This is a genomic window from Actinocrispum wychmicini (assembly GCF_004345645.1).
GTDB lineage: Bacteria > Actinomycetota > Actinomycetes > Mycobacteriales > Pseudonocardiaceae > Kibdelosporangium > Kibdelosporangium wychmicini.
This window is the reverse complement of record NZ_SLWS01000023.1, coordinates 41,867-62,497: the sequence shown is the minus strand read 5'-3', so window position 1 is coordinate 62,497 and position 20,631 is coordinate 41,867. Positions and strand designations below refer to the sequence as shown.

At 69.0% G+C, this 20,631-nt stretch carries 16 protein-coding genes; 10 read left to right on the top strand and 6 right to left on the bottom strand.

All coding sequences use genetic code 11. The features are described from left to right. Positions 1-483 precede the first annotated feature (483 nt). Together EV192_RS52650 and EV192_RS52645 are read right to left on the bottom strand one after the other, a co-directional pair. Positions 484-1,092 (bottom strand): histidine phosphatase family protein, encoded by a 609-nt coding sequence (locus EV192_RS52650; protein WP_132126371.1) that lies wholly within the window; start codon positions 1,090-1,092, stop codon positions 484-486. Continuing rightward, positions 1,092-1,835: an SDR family oxidoreductase gene (locus EV192_RS52645; RefSeq protein ID WP_132126370.1), complete on the bottom strand. Its 744-nt coding sequence runs from the start codon at positions 1,833-1,835 to the stop codon at positions 1,092-1,094. The genes EV192_RS52650 and EV192_RS52645 overlap by 1 nt, the downstream gene beginning before the upstream one ends. Before the next feature lie 190 nt (positions 1,836-2,025). Between EV192_RS52645 and EV192_RS52640 the strand changes: the two genes are divergently transcribed. Beyond that, positions 2,026-2,970, top strand: a complete 945-nt coding sequence (locus EV192_RS52640) for a hypothetical protein (protein ID WP_132126369.1) — start codon at positions 2,026-2,028, stop codon at positions 2,968-2,970. Positions 2,971-2,972: 2 nt separating this feature from the next. On the opposite strand, the gene EV192_RS52635 is transcribed toward EV192_RS52640, so the two are convergent. Continuing rightward, complete coding sequence (locus EV192_RS52635; protein ID WP_132126368.1) at positions 2,973-4,586, bottom strand: acyl-CoA synthetase; 1,614 nt, start codon at positions 4,584-4,586, stop codon at positions 2,973-2,975. Between the two features lie 87 nt (positions 4,587-4,673). On the opposite strand from EV192_RS52635, the gene EV192_RS52630 reads away from it, so the two are divergent. Continuing rightward, on the top strand, positions 4,674-6,302 hold the full coding sequence (locus EV192_RS52630; protein ID WP_132126367.1) for a bifunctional 3'-5' exonuclease/DNA polymerase: 1,629 nt from the start codon (positions 4,674-4,676) through the stop codon (positions 6,300-6,302). On the opposite strand, the gene EV192_RS52625 is transcribed toward EV192_RS52630, so the two are convergent. Beyond that, positions 6,284-6,907 (bottom strand): QsdR family transcriptional regulator, encoded by a 624-nt coding sequence (locus tag EV192_RS52625; protein WP_165961061.1) that lies wholly within the window; start codon positions 6,905-6,907, stop codon positions 6,284-6,286. The genes EV192_RS52630 and EV192_RS52625 overlap by 19 nt on opposite strands. A gap of 84 nt (positions 6,908-6,991) precedes the next feature. Between EV192_RS52625 and EV192_RS52620 the strand changes: the two genes are divergently transcribed. From EV192_RS52620 to EV192_RS52600, 5 genes are all read left to right on the top strand, one after another. Then, positions 6,992-8,164 (top strand): acyl-CoA dehydrogenase family protein, encoded by a 1,173-nt coding sequence (locus tag EV192_RS52620; protein WP_132126365.1) that lies wholly within the window; start codon positions 6,992-6,994, stop codon positions 8,162-8,164. Continuing rightward, entirely contained in the window at positions 8,164-9,204 is a 1,041-nt protein-coding gene (locus tag EV192_RS52615; protein ID WP_132126364.1) for an acyl-CoA dehydrogenase family protein, read from the top strand. The genes EV192_RS52620 and EV192_RS52615 overlap by 1 nt, the downstream gene beginning before the upstream one ends. Then, on the top strand, positions 9,204-10,115 hold the full coding sequence (locus EV192_RS52610) for a tetratricopeptide repeat protein (protein WP_165961060.1): 912 nt from the start codon (positions 9,204-9,206) through the stop codon (positions 10,113-10,115). The genes EV192_RS52615 and EV192_RS52610 overlap by 1 nt, the downstream gene beginning before the upstream one ends. A 41-nt stretch (positions 10,116-10,156) precedes the next feature. Then, the gene (locus EV192_RS52605) at positions 10,157-10,417 is read left to right on the top strand and encodes a tetratricopeptide repeat protein (RefSeq protein WP_165961059.1); all 261 of its coding nucleotides are present in this window, start codon (positions 10,157-10,159) and stop codon (positions 10,415-10,417) included. 100 nt (positions 10,418-10,517) lie between these two features. Next, entirely contained in the window at positions 10,518-11,456 is a 939-nt protein-coding gene (locus EV192_RS52600; RefSeq protein WP_132126361.1) for a tetratricopeptide repeat protein, read from the top strand. Here EV192_RS52600 and EV192_RS52595 read toward each other — a convergent pair. Beyond that, on the bottom strand, positions 11,453-12,535 hold the full coding sequence (locus EV192_RS52595) for a winged helix DNA-binding domain-containing protein (protein ID WP_165961058.1): 1,083 nt from the start codon (positions 12,533-12,535) through the stop codon (positions 11,453-11,455). The two genes, EV192_RS52600 and EV192_RS52595, sit on opposite strands and share 4 nt — an antisense overlap. Before the next feature lie 201 nt (positions 12,536-12,736). Here EV192_RS52595 and EV192_RS52590 point away from each other — a divergent pair, with 201 nt between their 5' ends. Genes EV192_RS52590 through EV192_RS52580 form a run of 3 tightly spaced genes read left to right on the top strand, consistent with a single transcriptional unit; the run spans position 12,737 to position 18,852 of the window. Continuing rightward, the gene (locus tag EV192_RS52590) at positions 12,737-15,625 is read left to right on the top strand and encodes a type 2 lanthipeptide synthetase LanM family protein (protein WP_243727642.1); all 2,889 of its coding nucleotides are present in this window, start codon (positions 12,737-12,739) and stop codon (positions 15,623-15,625) included. A 53-nt stretch (positions 15,626-15,678) separates the two neighbouring features. Continuing rightward, positions 15,679-15,870, top strand: a complete 192-nt coding sequence (locus tag EV192_RS52585) for a hypothetical protein (protein WP_132126358.1) — start codon at positions 15,679-15,681, stop codon at positions 15,868-15,870. Between the two features lie 60 nt (positions 15,871-15,930). Then, positions 15,931-18,852: an ATP-binding protein gene (locus EV192_RS52580; protein ID WP_132126357.1), complete on the top strand. Its 2,922-nt coding sequence runs from the start codon at positions 15,931-15,933 to the stop codon at positions 18,850-18,852. A gap of 243 nt (positions 18,853-19,095) precedes the next feature. Here the strand turns inward: EV192_RS52580 and EV192_RS52575 are convergent, their stop codons facing one another. Then, positions 19,096-20,598 carry a PucR family transcriptional regulator gene (locus tag EV192_RS52575; RefSeq protein WP_132126356.1) on the bottom strand — a complete coding sequence of 501 codons (1,503 nt, stop codon included), beginning with the start codon at positions 20,596-20,598 and terminating at the stop codon, positions 19,096-19,098. Positions 20,599-20,631 lie beyond the last annotated feature (33 nt).

Below are 20,631 nucleotides of genomic sequence, written 5' to 3'. Positions count from 1 at the left end.
GTAGGCATCGACCAGCTCAGTGTCGCTGGTCTGCCATAGTGTCGCTGTGGTGTCCATACCGCAATTCTACCTGGCGAGAAGCGTAAATACCTTGGGGTATAAGGCTTTTCGCCATCAGCGAACAAGAATCCCCGCCAGCCACCCAGGCGCGTGCCCGCGCAGCACACCTGTGGCTGGAGTGGTGTCTCCTTCCCGTGTGGCCTGGGCGCAGCCAATCACATCTGGCCCGTGGTGTCCGAACGACGGTAGCCGTCCGGTCCGCCCACCCAACCCGACACACAGCGAGAGCGATACGGACCGAAACCCACACCGGACACCACGGGCCAGATGTGATTCCCTTGGGCAGGCCACACGGGAAGGAGACACCACGACCCCACCAAAAGACAACCAAACCACACCAGCACCACCCAACAAACAAACTCCTTCTTGGCGGCCTGCCCTCGCGGCGAGCGAACGTCTTTCAGCGATAGTCCACAAAGGACATCAGCGATAAGTAAGGAGATCCCTGTGCACACCCTCGAAGTGGGCGTGGTCATTGAAGGACACCAGACTCGTCCCCGACCGCCCGCGAACAACCTTAGTGATGGAGGCGTTCGCGGTCACTCTGTTCACCGCCAGGAAGCCCTCTGGTGGCAGCCCAAGCAACTTGGCGCAGACCGCCGCGATCACGCCACCGGAGGTGAACACCAGCGCTGAGCCGCCGCTGCCCAGGTCGGTGAGCAGGGTGTCCAGGGCGGAGTGCACGCGGGTGGTGAAGTCCTGCCAGTCGGTTCCGCCGATCCAGTTACGGAGAGCCGCGTCGAGGGTGAGCTGGAACTCCCGTGGGGTTGTCGGCGCGGCGTTCTGGACCAGGCTGAGGTGGTCGTACTCGTTCCACCGCGCGTCCTCGGTCGCGGTGGGGAAGCCTGCGGCGGTCGCGGTGTCCCGTTGTCGTTGGAGGGTTCCGCTGTACACGTGGTCTGGGTTCGTGGATCTTCGGCGCAGTTCGTCGCCGACGATCTTTCCTTGCAGGTGGCCGGTGGGGGACAGGACGTCGTAATTGTCCGCGCCGAAGGAGGCTTGGCCGTGTCTGATCAGGTGGACGAGCGCCATCAGCGCAACTTAGCCCAAATGCTTGTTGGTACCAGTCGCATCGCGGTGCTCATCACACCGAAGGGCCATGTGGGTACGTTTCCGACCGCTACTTCGCGTTCCGTCGCCTGCACGATCGATCGCACACCAGGTTCCAGCTTCGCCATGTAGGGGGCTTTGACCTGGTCGTTGATCGACGTGCGGATGAAGCCCGGCTGGATCGTGGTGACTTTGATCGGGCTGCCGTAGACGTCCGCCCTGATGCCTTCGGCCAACGAGGAGATGCCCGCCTTTGTGGCCGCGTAGGTTGTCGCGTCGCCTGCGAAGCCGCGTTTGGCGCTCAGCGATGAGATCACCACGAGGTGGCCGCTGTTCTGTTTGCGGAAGATCTCCATCGCCGCCTCGCACTGGGCCAGCGCGGACACGAAGTTCGTCATCGCCGTCTGTGCGTTGACCTTGAACGCGCCCGTGCCGATCGGCTGGCCTTTGCCGATCCCGGCGTTCACCACCACCCGGTCCAGCCGGCCGAGCTCGTCGGCGAACCCGTGGAACACCTCGAAGACGGCGTCGTGGTCGTCCACGTCCAGCTCACGGACCGTGACAGTCCGGCCCGGGTACCGGGCGAGCAGCTGGTCCCGCAGCTGTTCGAGCAGGTCCGTTCGGCGGGCGCACAGCGCCAGGTCGCGGCCCATCGCGGCGTACTGGCGGGCCATTTCCGCGCCGAGACCGGAGCTCGCCCCGGTGATCAGGATGTTCTGTCGCACATCGCCGAACGTACACCGGCGGCCCTCACCTTCACCTTTTACCGGTTGTACTCCGTTCGGCGTAATGCAAATACTCTGTTCGGCGGTCAACTATGCTCGGAGTGAACCTGACGACACGCCGATGTGTACTGCTACCCTCTTTCGGGTCTGGGTCAGGGGTCACATTCGTCGCACTAAGTCGGTCGGTCGTATGTCGGGGAACTCACCACCACGGGGCCATATTGAAAACGTTCACGGCGACAGCCAGTTCGCCGAAGCGTTACGCTCGGCCATTCGGTCGAGCGGGTTGAGCCTGGACCGAATACAAGCGCGGTTACGCGCGCGCGGCACTCCGGTCAGCATTGCCGCGCTGAGCTATTGGCAGTCCGGTAAGCGGCAGCCGGAACGCAACGACTCGCTGACCGCGCTCGCGGAGCTTGAAACGATTCTCAAGCTGCCGGCCGGTTCGCTGCTCGCGCTTCTGCCGCCGCCGCGGCCACGCGGAAAACAGGCGGCACCGCCCGAACCGCCGGTCACCGAGACCGTCCGGTTCGAACGGGACGTGCTGCTCGGCCTGCTGACCGCGCTCGGCGCGCCGGACGCGCTCGACCAAGAGCAACAGCTCACCCTGGTCGGCCTGCACGACCGGTGCCGGGTGGGCGGCGACGGCGGCCAGCAGTCGATCACCACACGCGCGGTGTTCGAGGCCAGGACCGACGGCCAGGACCGCTGGCTGCTGATCTACAACTCGGACGACCCGAGCGCCGGGCCGCCCACGCTCACGACTGTGCGTAACTGCCATCTGGGTCGCCAGCAGGTGGACACCGGCAATGGCCTGATGGTCGCCGAGCTGTTGTTCGACCAGCCCATTCGGCGCGGCGACACATACCTCATCGAGTACGAACTGGCGAATGCCGGGCCGCCGTATCCGACATGCAACCGCACGCACTGGCGGGAGTTCAGGCGGCCAATCCGGGAGTATCTCCTGGAAGTCCACTTCAATTCGGCAAACATTCCGGCCCGGTGCCAGCAGTTCGCGAAGCAGACCGGGCACAAACATCCGAGGATGCGCAACCTCAGCCTGGACACCCGCTGCAGTGTCCACGCGGTCGCGATAGATTTCGGGCCCGGCCTGTTCGGTATCGAGTGGGAATGACGTCAGTCCATTTCGGCTAGCCGCCCGCGCAGCAGCTTCCCGGTGGCGTTGCGTGGGAGCGTGTCCAGGAACCGGACGTCCCTGGGTACCTTGTAGCGCGCCAGGTTGGCCTTGACGTGGTCCTGGACCTGGGTTTCGTCCAGTTCGGCGCCGTCCCGCGCGACCACGAACGCCCGCAGCCGCTGGCCGAACTTCTCATCCGGCACGCCGATCACCGCGGCCTCGACCACTCCAGGATGCTCGGCGAGCAGGTTCTCCACCTCCACCGGGAAGACGTTCTCGCCACCGGACACGATCATCTCGTCGTCCCGGCCGTCGATGAACAACCGGCCCTCGCCGTCGAAGTGGCCGACGTCCCCTGTGGACAGCAGGCCGTCGATGATCTCCTTGTTGCGCCCGTCGGTGTATCCGCCGAACGCCAGGTCGCTGCCCACGAAGACCCGGCCGAGCGCGCCCGGCTCGGTGACCCGGCCGCCGTGGTCGTCGTACAGCTGCACCCGGCAGCCGCACGGGACCTTGCCCACTGTGCCGGGCGCCGCCCGCCAGTCCTCCGGGGTGGCGACCGCGGCCACGGCCACTTCCGTTGAGCCGTAAAGGTTGTAGACGACGTCACCGAAGATCTTGGTGGCCCGGTTGCCCAGTTCCGGGGACAGTGCCGAACCCGCCGAGAAGACGATCCGCAGCGAGGACGTGTCGTACTTCCGGATCACGTCCTCGCCGAGGTCCAGGACGCGTTGCAGCATGGTCGGCACGACCACCAGTTCGGTGGCGTTGTTGTCCTGGACCATCTTCAGGGTCGCCTCGGCGTCGAACCGGCGCCGCACCACGACCGTGCAGCCCAGGGCGAACGACAGGACGAACTGGGACAGCCCGGTGCCGTGGAATATCGGCGCGGCCAGGACCGTGCACTCGTTGGTGCGCAAGGGGATGCGGTCAAGGAACTGGGCGGCCGAGAGACCCGACTTGATCTGCCTCGGCGCACCTTTCGGTGTTCCGGTGGTTCCGCTGGTCAGCAGCACGAGACCGCCAGGTTTGCCGGGATTGGCCGGCGGCCGGTCGTCGGTGCTCGCGATCAACTCCTCCAACGTGGGCACGTCGCCGCCGGTGGAGTCGTCGTCCACCCAGGCCAGGTACCGGGGGAGGTCCACCTCGGACAGGAGGTCCGTGAACTCCTCGTCGTACACCACGGCGGCGACTTTCTCGCGCCGCACCACGTCGACGAACTGCGGCTTGGCGAAGCCGGTGTTCATCAGCAGCAGCCGGGCGCCGAGCTTGCCGGCGGCGAGCATCGCGTCCACCAGGCCACGGTGGTCCCGGCAGAGCACGCCGATCACCGAGCCCTCGCCGAGGCCGCGTTCCGCCCAGGCCCGGGTCAGGCTGTTGGACCTGCGGTCGAGCTGGGTGAACGTCAACGGGCCGCGGTCGTCGACCAGGCCGAGCCGGCGGGCGTCACGCTTGGCGGAGATCCGCACCGCGCCCGCGATCGGGCCGATCTGCCTGATCAGCCGCAGGGCTCGGAGGCCCTCGTCCAGCCGGGGGACCGGGACCAGGCCGGCCCGGTGCAGGATCCTGATGCTCTGCAGCGTCTCAGGGATGCGGGTGACGACGTTGGGCAACGGTACCTCCACGGCAGCGGGGCGGCGTTCCTACTGGCGAGTAAGGTTCGACGGTAACTGTCGTACCCCCGGGGCACAATCAGCGGCATGGTCGTGATGGTGTCGCCCGAGGCCGAAGGCGCCGGCCGCCTTCGGGTGCTCGACCCGGTCACGTCTGAAAAGATCTCTGACCACACTACCGCTGACCTGGCCTCCTGGATAGGCCGCTACGAGGCCGAGCATCAGCCGCGCTGGGTCTTCCCGGCCGCCGAAGCCCTCTATCCGCAGCTGCTGGAAGCCGGTGTCCGGGTGGCCCGTTGCCACGACCTGACCCTCACCGAGGGGATCCTGCTGGCGTCCGCGGGCCAGCACGGCTCGCCCCGCAACCCGGCCGCCGCGTGGGCCCGGCTGCACGGGCGGGCCGAGCCGCCGGACAAGCCGCCGCCCGCCCGGAACGCCCAGCCCGCCCTGTTCGAGACCGACCAGGAGACCCTGTCGCTGGACCTGCTGGTGGAGGTCTACCGGTCCCAGCTGGGCCGGGGGGAGGGGCAACGGTTACTCATCGCGGCCGAGTCCGCGGGTGGGCTGGCCGCGGCGGAGATGACGGATCACGGGCTGCCCTGGAACGAGGGCGTGCACCGGGAGCTGCTGACCGAGATGCTCGGCCCGAAGCCGGCGCCCGGCGCCCGCCCGGACAAGCTCGCCGCCCTGGCCGCCCGGATCGTCGACGCCTTCGGCGGGCATCCGGTCAATCCGGACAGCCCGGCCAGCGTGGTGCGCGCGTTCGCCCGCGAGGGGATCGACATCGCGTCGACCAGGGCGTGGCTGTTGCGCGAGGTGGACCATCCGGCGGTCGAACCGCTGCTGGAGTACAAGGAACTCGCGCGGATGTGGACCGCGCACGGCTGGACCTGGCTGGACTCCTGGGTCCACAATGGACGATTCCGGCCGGACTACGTGGTCGGCGGCGTGGTCTCGGGCCGCTGGGCGACCCGTGGCGGGGCCGCTCTGCAACTGCCCAAGGCGTTGCGCAAGGCCGTGCGCTCGCTGCCGGGCTGGTCGCTCGTGGTCGCCGACGCGGCCCAGTTGGAGCCGCGCGTGCTGGCCGCCCTGTCCGGCGACCAGCGGCTGGCCGAGGTGTCGGCGGACGTGGATCTGTACGCGTCGCTCGCGGCCGACTCGTTCGACGGCGACCGCGGCCGGGCCAAGATCGCGATGCTGTCCGCGATGTACGGCGGCACGAGCGGCGGTGCCGGCCCGCTGCTCGCCGTGCTGCGCAAACGTTTCCCGCAGGCGGTCGGGCACGTGGAACAGGCCGCCCGGGACGGCGAACAGGGGTTCATGGTCCGGTCCCGGCTCGGCCGCACCAGCCCGCGCCCGGGAGCCCAGCGGATGGCGTTGATGGAACGGACCGACGAGGAGTCGCTGCAGAAGTCTCGCCAAGCCGCTCGGGAGTGGGGCCGGTTCACCCGCAACTTCGTCGTCCAGGCCAGCGCCGCCGACTGGGCCCTGGTGCTCCTGGTGACGTTGCGCCGCCGGTTGGCCGGGACCGCCGCGGAGATCGTCTTCTACCAACACGACGAGGTCCTGGTGCACTGCCCGGCCGGCGACGCGCCGGACGTCTCGGCGGAGCTGGCGGCCGCGGCGGCGGAAGCGACCGGCCTGGTCTTCCCGGGAACGGAGGTGAAGTTCCCGCTCGAATCATCCATTGTGGACTGTTACGGGGATGCCAAGTGACCGCACACCGGCTCCTCGGCGGCGGCGATCAGCAGGTCGGCGATCTTCACCGCCTTGTCGGTCGCCGGGGGCGCGCCGGTGATCATGTCGCTCCAGACGAACGACTCGCCGACGCGCACGATGACGTAGGCGAGGTCGGCCACGTCGATGTCGTCCCGGAGCTTGACCTCGGCGCGCAGGAAGTCCGCGGTCCACTCGATCAGCCGGGCCTGCACCACGCTCTGCTTGGACGTGATGATCCGTAGCGCGTACTCGGCGTCCTCGGCCACGAACTGCTGTAGCGCGTCGAAGCTGCGGATCTGGGCGAGGGACCGCTCCAGCACGCGGGTCACCAGGGCACGGCCGGAGCCGCGGGTCTTGGCCAGGGTGTCTTTCAAGGCGCGTTCGTTGATGGCCCAGATGACCTCGCCGATGAGCTGTTCGCGGCTGCCGCACCAGCGGTACAGCGTCGCGCGGCTGACCCCCAGTTCGGCGGCGAGCTGCTGCATGTCGACCCGCCTGCCGGCCAGGAACCAGGCCTTGGCCAGGCGGAACGCGTCGATCGGAGCCGACTTCGGCGCCGGGGACGGGCCGCGCAGGGCGCGTGCGAGCGGGGTGGTCGACATACCCGCCACCATACCTGCCCGCGTCGCATTGCAGAGACATATCGGCTAGTTGACCTGGTGTGAGTCACAGTGCAAACATGTCTCATGGACTTCCGTGACACCGCTGACGAGGCGGCGTTCCGTGCGAAGCTGCGCGACTGGTACGAAGCCAACTTCGACGCCGGCGGAATGCCGGCCGCGGGCCGCCCCGACGCCGGCTACCTGCGTAAGTGGAGCCGCCGGCTGTTCGACGGCGGCTACGTCGGGTTGACCTGGCCACGAGAGTACGGCGGGCACGGGCTCTCGCCCAGCTACCAGGCCATCTACTTCGAGGAGATGGTCCGCGCCGGCGCGCCGGAGCACATGGGCATCATCGGCCTGAACATGGCCGGCCCGACGATCATGACCTGGGGCACGCACGAGCAGAAGAGCAAGCACCTGGCCAGGCTGCTGTCCGGCGAGGACATCTGGTGCCAGGGCTTCTCCGAGCCGGGCAGCGGCTCAGACCTGGCCGGCGCCCGCACCAAGGCGGTGCTCGACGGCGACGAGTGGGTGGTCAACGGCCAGAAGGTGTGGTCGTCGTACGCGCATCTCGCGGACTGGTGCATCCTGGTCGTGCGCACGGATCCGGCCGCCGAGAAGCACGCCGGCCTGTCGTACCTGCTGGTGGACATGCACCTGCCCGGCGTGGAAGTGCGGCCGCTCAAGCAGATCACCGGTGACCCGGAGTTCAACGAGATCTTCTTCACCGACGTCCGCGTGCCCAAGGACTCGATCCTCGGCAAACCGGGCGACGGCTGGAAAGTCGCCATGACCACCCTGCTGCACGAGCGCGGCACCATGGCGTTCGCGCTGGTCGCTCAGCTGCGTCAGCACTTCTCCCGGTTGGTGGACCTGGCCAGGGAGCCTGGTTCGGACGGCCGGGTCCCGGCGGACGACCCGGTGGTGCGGGACGCGATCGCCCAGGAGTGGATCGAGCTGCAGTCGTTGGCGTTCACCAACTACCGGACACTGACGACGTTGTTGACGAAGGGCGCGCCCGGTCCGGAGAGTTCGGTCGTGAAGCTCGTGTGGAGCGAGGCGAACCAGCGGCTGACCAAGCTGGCGCGCAGCCTGCAGGGGCTGTCCGGGATGTTGGACGGCGACGGCGGCGTGTGGGACGGGTACTGGCAGTATCGCCAGCTTCGCAGCCGTGGCAACACCATCGAGGCTGGGACGTCCGAGATCCTTCGTAACATCGTCGCCGAACGTGTGCTCGGCCTGCCTAGGAGCCGGTGATGGACTTCGCTTTCTCTGCCGAGCAGGAGATGCTTCGGGTCGCCGCCAAGGAGTTCCTGGCCGAGCAGTACCCGTTGGACGGTGTGCCGGCGATCGTCGACGGCTCGCCCGGCTGGCAGCCGGAGAGCTGGAAGCAGGTGGCCGAACTGGGGTGGACGGACCCGGAGCTGACCCTGCTCGACCACGTGGTCCTGTTCGAGGAGACCGGTGCCGCGTTGCTGCCGGCACCGTTGTTCTCGACGCTGGCGTTGGCTCTGCCGGCGGTCCAGCACGACGCCGAACTGGCCGCGGCGGTGTCGGCCGGGGATCTGCGGCTGTCGTTGGCGTGGGCGGAATCCGGGCGCCCGCAAGGTTTGCGGGACACTGACCTGGCCACATCCGTCTCCGCCGACGGCCGGGTGACCGGGACCAAGATCCTCGTCCCGGACGCCGCCTGCACCGACGCGTTGGTGGTCGTGACGGCCGGTGCCGAGCTGCGCCTGGTCCGTACCGCGGACGCCACGGTGACCCCTCTGTCCACTTCGGACCTTTCCAGGCGGCTGTACACCGTCGAGTTCGCGGACGCGCCGTCACGGTCGCTGACGTCGGGACACGCTGTGCTGGCGGCCATCGAGAACCGGGCGTTCGTGCTGGCCGCGGCCGAGGCTCTCGGTGTGGGCCGGCGAGCTGTGGACGACGGTGTCGCCCACGCGTCGAGCCGATCCCAGTTCGGCAAGGTCATCGGCACGTACCAGGCGGTGTCCAACCAGCTGGTCGACTCGTACGCGGCACTGGAACTGGCCCGGTCGCTGACGTACTGGGCGGCGTGGAGCGTCCAGGAGGAGGACCCGCAGGCGGACGTGGCCTGTGCCGCCGCGAAGTCCGCCGCGGCCGAGGCCGCGGTGGCCGCGTGTGAGCACGTCATCCAGGTGCTCGGCGGCGTGGGTATGACGTGGGAGCACGTCCTGCACCGGCTCTACAAGCGCGCCCAGTGGCTGGCGGCGTTCGGCGGTGGTGCCCGGGATCTGCGGGCCCGGATCGCGGATGCCATCATCGGTTAGTGGACCAGGCGCGTGAGTTGCTCGGCCTTGCCCGTGAGGCGTTCGCCGCGGGCAAGGCCGTCGACGCGCTGGCACCGGCCGAGGCCGCGTACACGATCCTTTTGCGGGACCACGGTCCTGACCATTCGAGCACGGTCAACGGGTGCTTCGCCCTGTGCGCGATCCTTGAGGCCCTTGGTCGTTACGCCGATGCCGAGGTCTACGCCCGTCGCGCGATGGCCGGCACGGAGTCCCTTTCGGACAGACGGCTTCGGGTGAACGCCCTGGCCCGGCTCGCGACGGTCGAGCGGATCCAGTCCCGGCTGGACAGCGCGGAAGACCTGTACCGGCAGGCGATCGCCCTGGCCGGGCCCGGTCACCCGGACATGGTGGCGTTGCTGACCGGTCTCGGTGTCGTCTACAAGTACGCCCGCCGGTTCGACGAAGCCGAGTCGCTCTACCGAAAGGCGTTGGCGATGGTCGGCCCGGACAGCCCGCGGGCGGCCACGATCTGGCACAACCTCGGCGGCCTGGACCATTCCCGACGCCGTTACGCATCGGGTGAGCAGCATGCCCGCCAGTCGGTCGAGCTGCGCCTGCGGACACTGCCACCCGACCACCCGACTGTCGCCGCCGACCAGGCCGCGCTGGCGTCGCTGCTGGCCGGACAGGGCAAGTGGGACGAGGCCGAGGTGCTTTACCGGGAAGCACTGGCCGTGTTCGAACGGGCGTACGGACCGGACCACTACGAGGTCGCGGTGACCTTGAACGACCTGGGCGCGCTGATGGCCGCGCGCGGCGAGAACGCCGAGGCCGAGCGGCACTACACGCGGTCCTTGGAGATCAAGAGACGGCTGTTCGGCGCGGATCACCCGGAGATCGCGCTCACCGTCCGCAACCGGGAACATCTCCCGGCGCGACCGGGAACCTGATACCTACCGCCCGGGACGTCCAGGACCGCACCATGGTCGGCATGGAAGAGGACCTGTTCTGGATCCTGCGGGAGCCGGCGAACCACAACCAGGTCGCCGTGGCCGACGAGGTCGCGCTGCTCAACGACGACGTCGCGGCCATGTTCAACGACCTCGGCGTGCTGATGGCCGTGCGCGGCAACGTCGAAGAGGCCGAGCGGTTCTATCGCCGGTCGTTGGAGATCCGCCGGCGGCTGCTTGCCGACGACCACCCGGAACTGACCTTGACCAGGCGAAACTTAGCAGTCCTGCCCACCGGCTGACCGATGGTCTTCGGCGTCTAGGGGTCGCCGAAGCCCACTCGCGGCCGAAGTCCTGCCATCATGTCCTCGACGAGAGGAGCTCAGATGTGCGGGGCCGGCGATGCTCGATCCGCTGGCTGAGGCACGAAGACGCCTCGGCCTGGCCGGTCGGTTCGCCGACGAGGGGCGGTTCGGGGACGCGATCGCGGTCGCGGAGACCGCGCTGTCGGTGGCCGAACAGACCCGGATCCCCAACCATCCCGCCGTCGCGGACTCGTTGATCCTGCTCAGCCGGTTGCATGAGGCGGTTTCCCGGTACGACAAGGCGGAACGCTACGCCAAACGGTCCATTGTGATCACCGAGGAGTACTCCCGGCTGGACGAGGGCCTGGTCCGGCTGCGGGTCGCCGCGTTGAGCTGCCTGGCCGGTGTCGAGCGGATCCGCAACCGCCTGGGCAGCGCGGAGGTGCTCTACTCCTCGGCGCTGGAGCTGGCCGAGGACGGCACCTGGCCCACCCCGACCGAGCAGGTCAACCTGATGTGCGGGCTGGCGACCGTGTACCAGTACGGCAGCCGGTTCGCCGAGGCCGAGCGGATGCTCCAGCAGGCGGTCGCCCTGATCGGCCAGGGCACCGGTCCGGCGGCCGCGGTGGTGTGGCACCACCTGGCCATGCTGGACCTGGTGCGCGGCCGGTTCACCAGCGGCGAGTCGTACGCGGCGCGGGCGCTGGGCCTGCGGGAACGCCGGTTCCCGCCGAACCACCCGGCGGTCGCGAACGACCAGGTGACCCTGGCGTCGTTCCTGTCCAGAGTGGGCAAGCTGGACGCCTCCGAGAGGCTGTTCCGGCGCGCGATCTCCACATTGGAACGGGTGCTGCCGGAGTACCACTACGACCTCGCGGTCGCCTGCGCCGAGTTCGCGATGCTGATGGCCGCCAAGGGCAACATGGCCGCGGCCGGCCGCCTCACCCAGCGTGCCCTGAACATCAGGACCCAGCTGCTGGGCCGGGACCATCCCGAGGTCCAGCAGACCATCGACGACCTGGCCCAGTACTCCTAGAACGCGAGCTTGGTCTGGGTCATCCCGCGCAGGTCGCCCAGCCGGTCGGCCTCCTGCTGCAGCGCCTTGCGGGCGTCGGCGGCGATCGGCAGGAACTCGGTGACCCTGACCTCCAGCTTCTTCCCGGACGCCTTGGGCCGCCAGATACCGGCCACGTCACCGTCCACGACGACCGCGCCCGGCTGGCCGATCACCGGCCACATCTCCTTGTGCCGCGTCTTGTCCGGGACGAGCATCAGCTTGTTGCGGTCCTGCAGGAACGGGTCCGATGTGGGCAGAAGCAGCGCCCGCGGCGGCTCGGGCGGGTCGGCCAGCAGGTCCATCTCGGACTCCGGCAGCCACACCGTCCGGCCGTCGACGTCCACTTCGGCCAGTCCGGCCGGCCAGATTTCCTTGACCTCGGCCTGGGTGGTGGTCAGCCACGCGGCCACGTCGCCGACGCTGGCCGGCCCGACGAACCGGAGGAACTCCCGGATCAGGTCGTCCGCGCCGGACTGTTCGTCCGGGATGCCCGGCCAGTCCTCGATCGGCACCAGCACCGGCGGTGACGTGTCCGGCTCCAGCCGCATCCCGGCGGGCAGGGCGGCCAGCCGGAACAGCGACTCGAAGACGTGCTCGGCCTGGCACCCACGGCAGTAGCTGACCAGCGGCTTCGGGACGACCTTCGACACGGCCGTGCTCGCCGCGCCCTTCACCGTCGGTCCCGTGATCACCTCGCGGAACGCCTCGGCGGTGTACCGGAGGGCCTCGGTGGCGGTGATCCCGCTCTTCTGCATCACCGAGCGCTGCCACGCGACCTTGCCGAGCGCGTCGCGTTCGCTGTGCGGCCAGAGCGCGGCGGCGATCCGAGGCAGGTCGACGGTGTGGTGCAAATATGGGGATGCCCGCAGGCTCCATACCCGGACGAGCGAATGATCGTCTGGGCTAGCCTCGGTCCGAACGCTGAACGAATGCCGGGCCGACCCCATCGGGGTGTCCTGGACGCCCAGGTCGACCACGTCGAGGTCGTCGACCGGCGTGTTCGTCCGATGCAGCCCCTGCCGGGCTATCCGGTACGCCAACACCTGCTCTCGATCCACACGTTCCATCCTGACATCAGAACCTGCCAGATCGTGTCAGGTTCTTCCGGGTGAACCAGGTCGCCGCCCCGGTCGCCCGCCGGTACCGTCGGTGGAACGGCCGTCGGGCCGGGGCCACTACCCAATACGGGTGGTTCCCGGTGGGAATGTGGGGATCTCTTACCCATGTCCCGTCCCAAGCCCGCTGCCAGCCTGTTTGTCGTGAGCCAAGCGATTTCGCACCGCGACAACGGGATCAACTCCGGACCGTGGTGGACCGGCGCGCTGACCGCCGCCGAACGCCGATGGACGGTCCAGGGCCGACCACGCTGGGCGGAACTTGTCGACCAGGCGGTCGCCACCGGTCCGGTCAGCGCCGAGGGGGCTGTGCCGTCGGAGTGGCCCGACGCTTTCGCCTGGGTGTTCCGCCCGCTCGCGCGGATCGCACGCAACCGGGTCGTCCAGGTCGCGCTGGACGGCAAGATCGACGCCGAGGCCGTGTCCGCCGGGTTCGACCGGCAACTGGGCCGCCGCCTCGCCGGTCTGGCCGCCCGCACCCTGGTGCTTGAGCTCAACGTCGAACGTGTCTCCGGCCGGCTCGCCGGCGACACCGCCCAGGAGCGGTTCGCCGACTTCGTCCGCGCCCAGGCCGGGTCCGACCGGCTGACCGCGCTGTTCGCCGAATACCCCGTGCTCGCGCGGCTGCTCGGCCAGGCCTGCGACCACACCTCGACCGCCCAGGTCGAGATGATCGAGCGGTTCAACGCCGACCGCGAGCTGGTCGTGGCCCGGCTGCTCGGCGGCGTCGACCCCGGTGACCTGGTGGACGTCCACATGGGCAGCGGCGACACCCACCAGCGCGGCCGGTCCGTCTCGATCCTCCGGTTCGCCGACGGCCGGCGGATCGTCTACAAGCCCCGGTCGCTGGACCTGCACCGGCACTTCGGCGGCCTGGTGAGCTGGCTCAACAGCAAGGTGCTCGGCCTCGGCCTGCAGACCGTCGACACGGTGACCCGGACCGGCTACGGCTGGCTGGAGTACGTCGAACACCGGCCGTGCGCGCAGATCGCCGAGGTGGACCGGTTCTACCGGCGCCAGGGCGCGCTGCTGGCGTTGCTGTACGCGATCGACGCCGCCGACATCCACTACGAGAACCTGATCGCCTGCGGCGACCAGCCGGTGCTCGTGGACGTCGAGACCCTGTTCCACCCGATGCTTGAGCAGCCGACCGCGACTGGCCCCGATCCGGCGGCCCGCGTGCTCGCGTCGTCCGTGCACCGCATGGCGTTGCTGCCGCAGATGCTCCTCGGTGAGCACGGCGCGGTGGACGTGTCCGGGCTCGGCGGCGACAAGGGCGTGCAGTATCCGACCGACACGGTGTCGTGGGACGGCGTGGGCACGGACGCGATGCGGCTGGTTCGCCGGCCCGGCGAGTTCCGTGGCGCGGTGAACCGGCCCCGGCTGGGTGCCGTGGACGTGGAGCCGTCGGAGTACCGGACCGCGATGCTCGGCGGGTTCCGTGAGGGCTACGACGCGATCGTGCGGCACCGGTCGGAACTGATCGGCCTGCTCACCGCGTGTACGAACGACGAGATCCGGATCGTGGTCCGGCCCAGCCAGGTGTACGCGACCCTGCTGGACGAGTCGACCCACCCGGACGTGCTGCGGGACGCGGTGCTGCGGGAGCGGGTGTTCGACGCGTTGACCATCGACTCCGCGTGCGACCTCGCCCGGCAGCGGCTGATCCCGAGCGAACTGGCCGACCTGTGGGCCGGCGACGTGCCGATGTTCACCAGCCGGCCGGGCTCCCGCGACCTGTGGGCGGCCGACGGCGAACGCCTCCCCGACCTGCTGGAAGGCCCCGGCCTGGCCACCGTCGTGCTGAAGATCGCGGCGATGGACGAGGTCGACCGGTACGACCAGGAGTGGTTGATCTCTGCCTCCCTGGCCACCCGGGCCAAGCCGGTCGAGCACCGCTCCGGCGAGTCCCGGCCGCGCGCCGGCACCTCAGGCATCCCGGACCCCCAACGGCTGCTGTCGGCGGCCTGCGGGATCGCCGACGAGATCGGTGCGCGCGCCATGCACGGCGACGGCCGCGCGAACTGGCTCGGCCTGGAGCCGATCGTCGACAAGCACTGGGCCGTGCTCCCCATGGGCGCCGGCTTGGCGCACGGGTACTGCGGCGTGGCCCTGTTCCTGGCCCAGCTCGCGGACCTGACCGGTGTGCAGCGGTACGCCGAACTGGCCCGGGACGCGGTCCGCCCGGTGCCCCGCCTGATCGACCAGCTGATCACCGAGCCCGAACTCGGCGTCACCATCGGCTGCGGCGGCACCCACGGCCTCGGCGGGATCAGCTACGCCATCGCCCGCCTCGGCAACCTGCTGGACGACCCCGAGATCCGTTCATGGCTCCCGGCCGTGGTCGACCTCACCCGGGCCGCCACCGACGACGAACTTGCCTGCTTCGCCGCGGGCAGCGCCGGCGGCCTGGCCGCCATGCTGGCCGTCCACACCGAGACCGGCCTCCCGTCCGCCGGCCGGCTCGCCTGGGACTTCGCCGACCGCCTGGTGGAACAGGCCAACACCGTGCCCTGCACCTGCATGGACATGCCCACCTCGGGCTTCGCCCACGGGCACACCGGAATCGGCTGGGCCCTGATGCGGTTCGCCCAGACCGGCGCCGGGGAGCCCTACGGCGAGTTCGGCCAGGCCATCCTGGACGCCGAAGTCCCCGACGGCTCCGACCTGTCCTGGTGCGCCGGCCTGGCCGGCTTCACCATGGCCCGCCGGGACACCCCACGGGACTGGGCCGACACCCTCACCGCCCACGCCCCGCTGCGGGACATGAGCCTCTGCCACGGCGAACTCGGCGTGACCGAAGCCCTGATGATCCTCGGTGATCGTGGTCACAACCACGCGGCCCGCGCCGCCACCCAGCACGCAGGTCTCCTGCTCGGCGCCATCGACCGCGGCGGCGTCCGCTGCGGCACCCCCCACGGCGTCGTCTCCTCCGGCCTGCTCAACGGCCTCGCCGGCATCGGCTACGGCCTGCTCCGCCTCGGTTTCCGCCACCGAGTCCCGTCGGTGCTGCTGCTCGAACCCACTCCCTGAGCAACCGCACCTCCTCCCCTGAGAACCTCCCCGCTCACAGGAAGAAGTACGTCATGAGCACTCCTCCCCTCGCCGCCGTCGGTACCCCGAGCCAGTCCGTGGGCCAGATCACCCTGTTCCCCCAGCGCACCGCGGCCGCGCGGGTGCGGGCTCTCGGTGGGTACCGTCCTGGCATGCTGCACCAAGATGGCTTCGTGAGCCTCATCTTCACCCAGGCCTCCCCGGGGTCCGACGCCGAGCGTTAGATCGAGATCTTCGACCGTCCGGTCTTCAACCGAACGGGGGATTCTAGGTACTGTCCGGCCATGTGGTCCCATTCTCCACTCGTCATCGGCCGCGACCGCGAGGTGGCCGAACTGACGAGGGCGATCGACGCGGCCCGCGCCTCGCGCGGCGGCACGATCTTCCTCGTCGGCGAGGCTGGGATTGGAAAGTCTCGGCTGGCTGCGGAGACGGCAGGTATCGCCTTCGCGGCCGGAGTCCGAGTACTACGCGGCCGAGGCAGCACGATTGGTCCGATTGTTCCCTTTCGACCCCTGACTGAGGCTCTGCTCGGACTGTTCCGGAGCGGGCATCCGCCAGATGATCCGGCTTTGGGTCCGTACTTGCCGATCCTGGGACGCCTCATCCCGGACCTGCAGCAGTCGGACGCGGCGGCCGGCGCGTCCCTCGTGGTCCTGGGCGAGGCGGTGCTGCGGCTGATCGCGGTCGCCGGCCGGGCGGACGGCTGTGTGCTGGTCCTTGAGGACCTGCACCACGCGGACGCGGAGACACTCGCGATTGTCGAGTATCTGGTCGACAACATCGCCGATCTCCCGGTCCTGTTGCTGGCGACGATCCGAAGCGACCCGTGTGCCGCTCTCGACCTGGCACGTTCGGCGACTCAGCGCCGCGCCGCGTCGATCGTCGTGCTGAACCGGCTCTCCAAACAGGACGTGGCCAGGCTGGCAGCGTCGTGCCTGGACACCAGCCCGACGGATCTGCCCGTGGACGTCGCCGAGCAACTCGCCGAGGACAGCGCGGGTATCCCGTTCATCGTCGAGGAGTTACTGCACCAGCTGGTCAGAGACTGCGTTCTGGTGGAAGGAGACGCCGGCTGGCGGGTGGCCGGCGAGTTGCGCGCGGGTGTCCCGGAGACTGTTCAGCGGGGTGTCACCGATCGCGCGGAGCAACTCGGGGCGCAGGCGAGCATGTTGCTGTCGGCGGCCGCGGTGCTCGGCGATCGCTTCCCGCTGTCGGTTGTCGGCAAGGTGACGCGGTTGGACCAGCGGAGCATGCTGTCCCATCTGCGTGCGGCGGTCAACGCCCAACTCGTCGCCCCGGACGAGGGAGCGCCGGACTGGTACGCGTTTCGCCATCCGTTGACTGCCGAGGCATTGCGCGGCGCGCTCACGCCGACCGACCGCGCTGAGTATTCGAGACGCGCCGCCGAGGCGGTGCAAAGCCTGCATCCCGGCTTGCCAGGCGAGTGGTGTCAACTGGTCGCGACGTTGCAGGCCGATGCCGGGGACACCCACACCGCCGCGCACCTGTTCGCCGAGGCGGGGAAAAGAGCTCTCGACGACGGAGCTTGCGAATCGTCGGTCAAGTTGCTGGACCGGGCGAACGCGTTGCTCCAAGGCGAGGCAGCGAACGAGCGCAGGTTCGAGATTCTCGAAGGACTGCTCTACGCGCTCGCCGAAACGGGGCAGATCGAACGCGCCCGGGTGGTCATCGACGAACTCGACGAACTGGGCGACGCGGGCGTGTCGCCGGCCTCCCGGGCCAGGCTGCACGTCCGGCTCGCCAAGGTCTACCACGTCGCGGGGCTTTGGTCGGAAGGGATGCGTGAAGTGGCCGCGGCCAGGGCGGCACTCGGCCCGGACGCCGACGGGAAGGACACCGCGCCGATCGACGCGGTGGCGGCGAATCTGGTGTGGCTGGGCGGCGGGCAGAATCGTGCCGAGACGGCGGAGCGGCTTGCCCGACGCGCGATCGCCGAGGCTGAACCGGCCAACCTGGGCATGGTTCTCTGCGATGCGTGGCAGCTCGTCGGCGATGTGGCCCGGGAACGCAGCATGGCCGAGTCGAATGCCTGCTTCGAGAGAGTGCTTGCGCTGGCTGAGGAACACCGGCTGCCCTACTACCGCGTCTACGCGATGGTGTTGTCGGCGGGCAACGAATGGCTCGCGACCGGCTCGATGGGCAGCATGCAACGCACACTTGACGAAGCCCAACGGCTCGGCGCGGTCACGATCGGGTACATGATCCAGGTCAACCTGGTTCTCGACTCGGTGCTCCGTGGCGATTTCGCCACCGCGGCGATGGCGGTGGAACAGCGCAAGTACGACTTGATCCGGCTGCGCCTGCGGACGCACGTCCGATATCTGTTCATGGTGCAGGCCACTCTGGCAGCCCATCAGGGCAAACGTGCGGACATGGAGAAGGCACTCGTCGAGTTCGCGCAATGGGGCGACGAGTACTCGCAGGAGATCCCGCTGACTCTGGGGTTCGCGCGGACTTTCTGCGCGTTGCTTGAGGAAAACCGCGGGCTCGCCCGGGACGAGCTTGTCAAGATGCTGGCTATCACCGAAGACGTGCCGTCGATGTACCACCTCGCCGGCCGCCACGGACTGCACCTGCTGCTGTCGGTGCTGGACGGGGATGCCGGGTGGACCGAGTACAACCAGTCCGCGTCGACGGTACGCGCGACGATGCGGTGGAACCGCCATTTCGTTGGCCTCGCCAAGGCGATCCTGCTGGGGCGCGACGGCCGGGCGGACGAGGCGACGGCGGCTGCCGTCGCAGCCCACGAGGACGCTGCCACATACGCCATGGCCAGCCATCTCGGGTTGAGACTGGCCGCCGAGGCGGCGATAGCGGACGGGTGGGGTGAGCCCGTCGCGTGGCTTCGCAAAGCCGAGGAGTACTTCCACCAGTTGTCCGTGGCGCCGGTGGCGAGTGCTTGTCGGTCGTTGTTGCGGCACGCGGGAGCGCCAGTACGCCAGCGACGGGCGGGGACGGACGACGTCCCGGACGAGCTGCGAGCCATCGGCGTGACCGTTCGTGAGCATGAGGTCCTGCAGTTGCTCGTCGAGAGGCTGACGAACAAGGCGATCGCGAACCGGCTGCACATCTCGCCGCGGACGGTCGAGAAGCACGTCGCCAGCCTGATCATCAAGGCCGAGGTGGCTGACCGGATCGAGTTGAGCGACTTCGCCGCGTCCGCGTACGCCGACGGACAGTAAGTTCGTCCTCCGGATACCGAGCTGGTGCTGATGGCTCAGCTATCGCCTTGACCTGCGGAGATGAAGATTGAAAGTGGACTGAAAGCGGTCGTCGGTAGGTTGTTGAAACGTACGAAGAAAGGTCGGTGTCGGGCCGGTGTGGCGGTGGCGTTGGCACCGCTGGGTGGTTCGGCGCTTCATCTCGGTCACGCCAGGGAATACCGCCCCCCGGCCGACTTGGCGTGGCCGAGGCCTTCTTCTTCGCTAGCGCATCAGCCAGGCGCGGCAGGCCAGTTGTAGGGCCAGGCGTTGTTCCGGGTCGTTCAGGTCCACACCCAGCTGTTTCGTGATCTTGTTGAGGCGGTAGTGGACCGTTTGGCGGTGCACGCTCAGCACTTCGGCCGCTCGGGCCGGGGAGTTCTGGTGGTCCAGGTAGGCCTGCAGGGTGCGGATCGCTTCCTCGGCCGCGGCCGGGCCCAGGTCCACCAGCGGGGCGAGCAGGTCGTCCACGGAGGCTCGGGTGTTGTCTGAGGCGTACCACTCCACGAGCATCCGGTTCAGGCCCAGGGCGTCGATGGCCACCACGTCCCGTTGTGGGCGGGCCTGCCGGGTGACGGCCAGGGCGGCTTTCGCGTCGGTGGCCGAGGTTCGCAGGCCCTCGGCCTGCCGGTGCACCGCGCCGATGCCACAGCGGACGACGATTCCGGGGAAACGTTTGCGGGCCGCGGCGAGGGCTGTTGTCGCGGCGAACTGGGCGGTTCGGGCCGCGGCTGGGCCGGGATCCGCGTCGACACTGTGTACCAGCAACGGTTCGCCGCCGATCCGGGTGGTGTGCCACTTCGCGTCCACTTCGGACCGAACCGCGTGCAGCATGGACACGCTGATGGCGTCGACCTGGTCCGCGCTCACCTCGCTGGAGTCCAATGAGGACGAAAGTTCGAAGCGGAGCACCTGGTGCCAGCCGTCGACAGGAAGGCCGACTGTGCGGGCGTGCGAGACGAGTTGGACACGTTCGGAATCCGGCGCCAGCAGCAACTCGCCCAACAGACGGCCGCGGTCAGCCAACGGCGCCAGCTCGGTACGGCGTTCGTCGGCGATCACGCGGGCGTACGCGTCCGCCGTCAGCGTGCTGACGACACGCGCCGCGACAACCCACGAACCCCTGGCGTCCGGAGGAACCGAGGCGGTGACGAACGTGTCGACCGTGCCGTCGACGAGCACAGGCGCGGCAGGCTCGCCGTGTGACGGCTGCCGCGCGTCCACGCGGGTGCCCAATGCGTCCGCTGCGGAAGACAGGACTGCGGCGCGACGGTCTTCCGAACGCATCTCGGCTGCGGTGATCAGGCGACGTGCCGCGTCGATACGGGCCAACGCGGCGGTGGCGTCGCCGGCGAGCGCCTCCGCCACCGCGATGACCAGCCGGGTCGGTTCCATGTCCAACGGCGCCAACAGTAAGGAAACACCGTTGCGGCTGGCGATCCGTACCGCCGTCGACTCCACGGCGGCCGCGTCGATGCCGTTCAGTACGACGGCGACGACGCCGCTCGCGGTCGCGTCACGCATCGCGATGTCGAACAGGTGCCCACGTGCCTGCGCGGACGCGGTCGACAGCACGACGACGAAGCTGTCACGTGGCACGGACCGTAGATCCGTAAGCTTGTCGATGACACGCACTGAGGTCACTGTGCGTTCGGGTGCCGCCGTCAGGACTGTGAGCGAGTTCAGGTCGGGCCCGACAAGCAGGTCACGCATGGGAACGTGGCTCACGAAGGTCCTCCCGTGGGACTGTGCGGCGGGGAT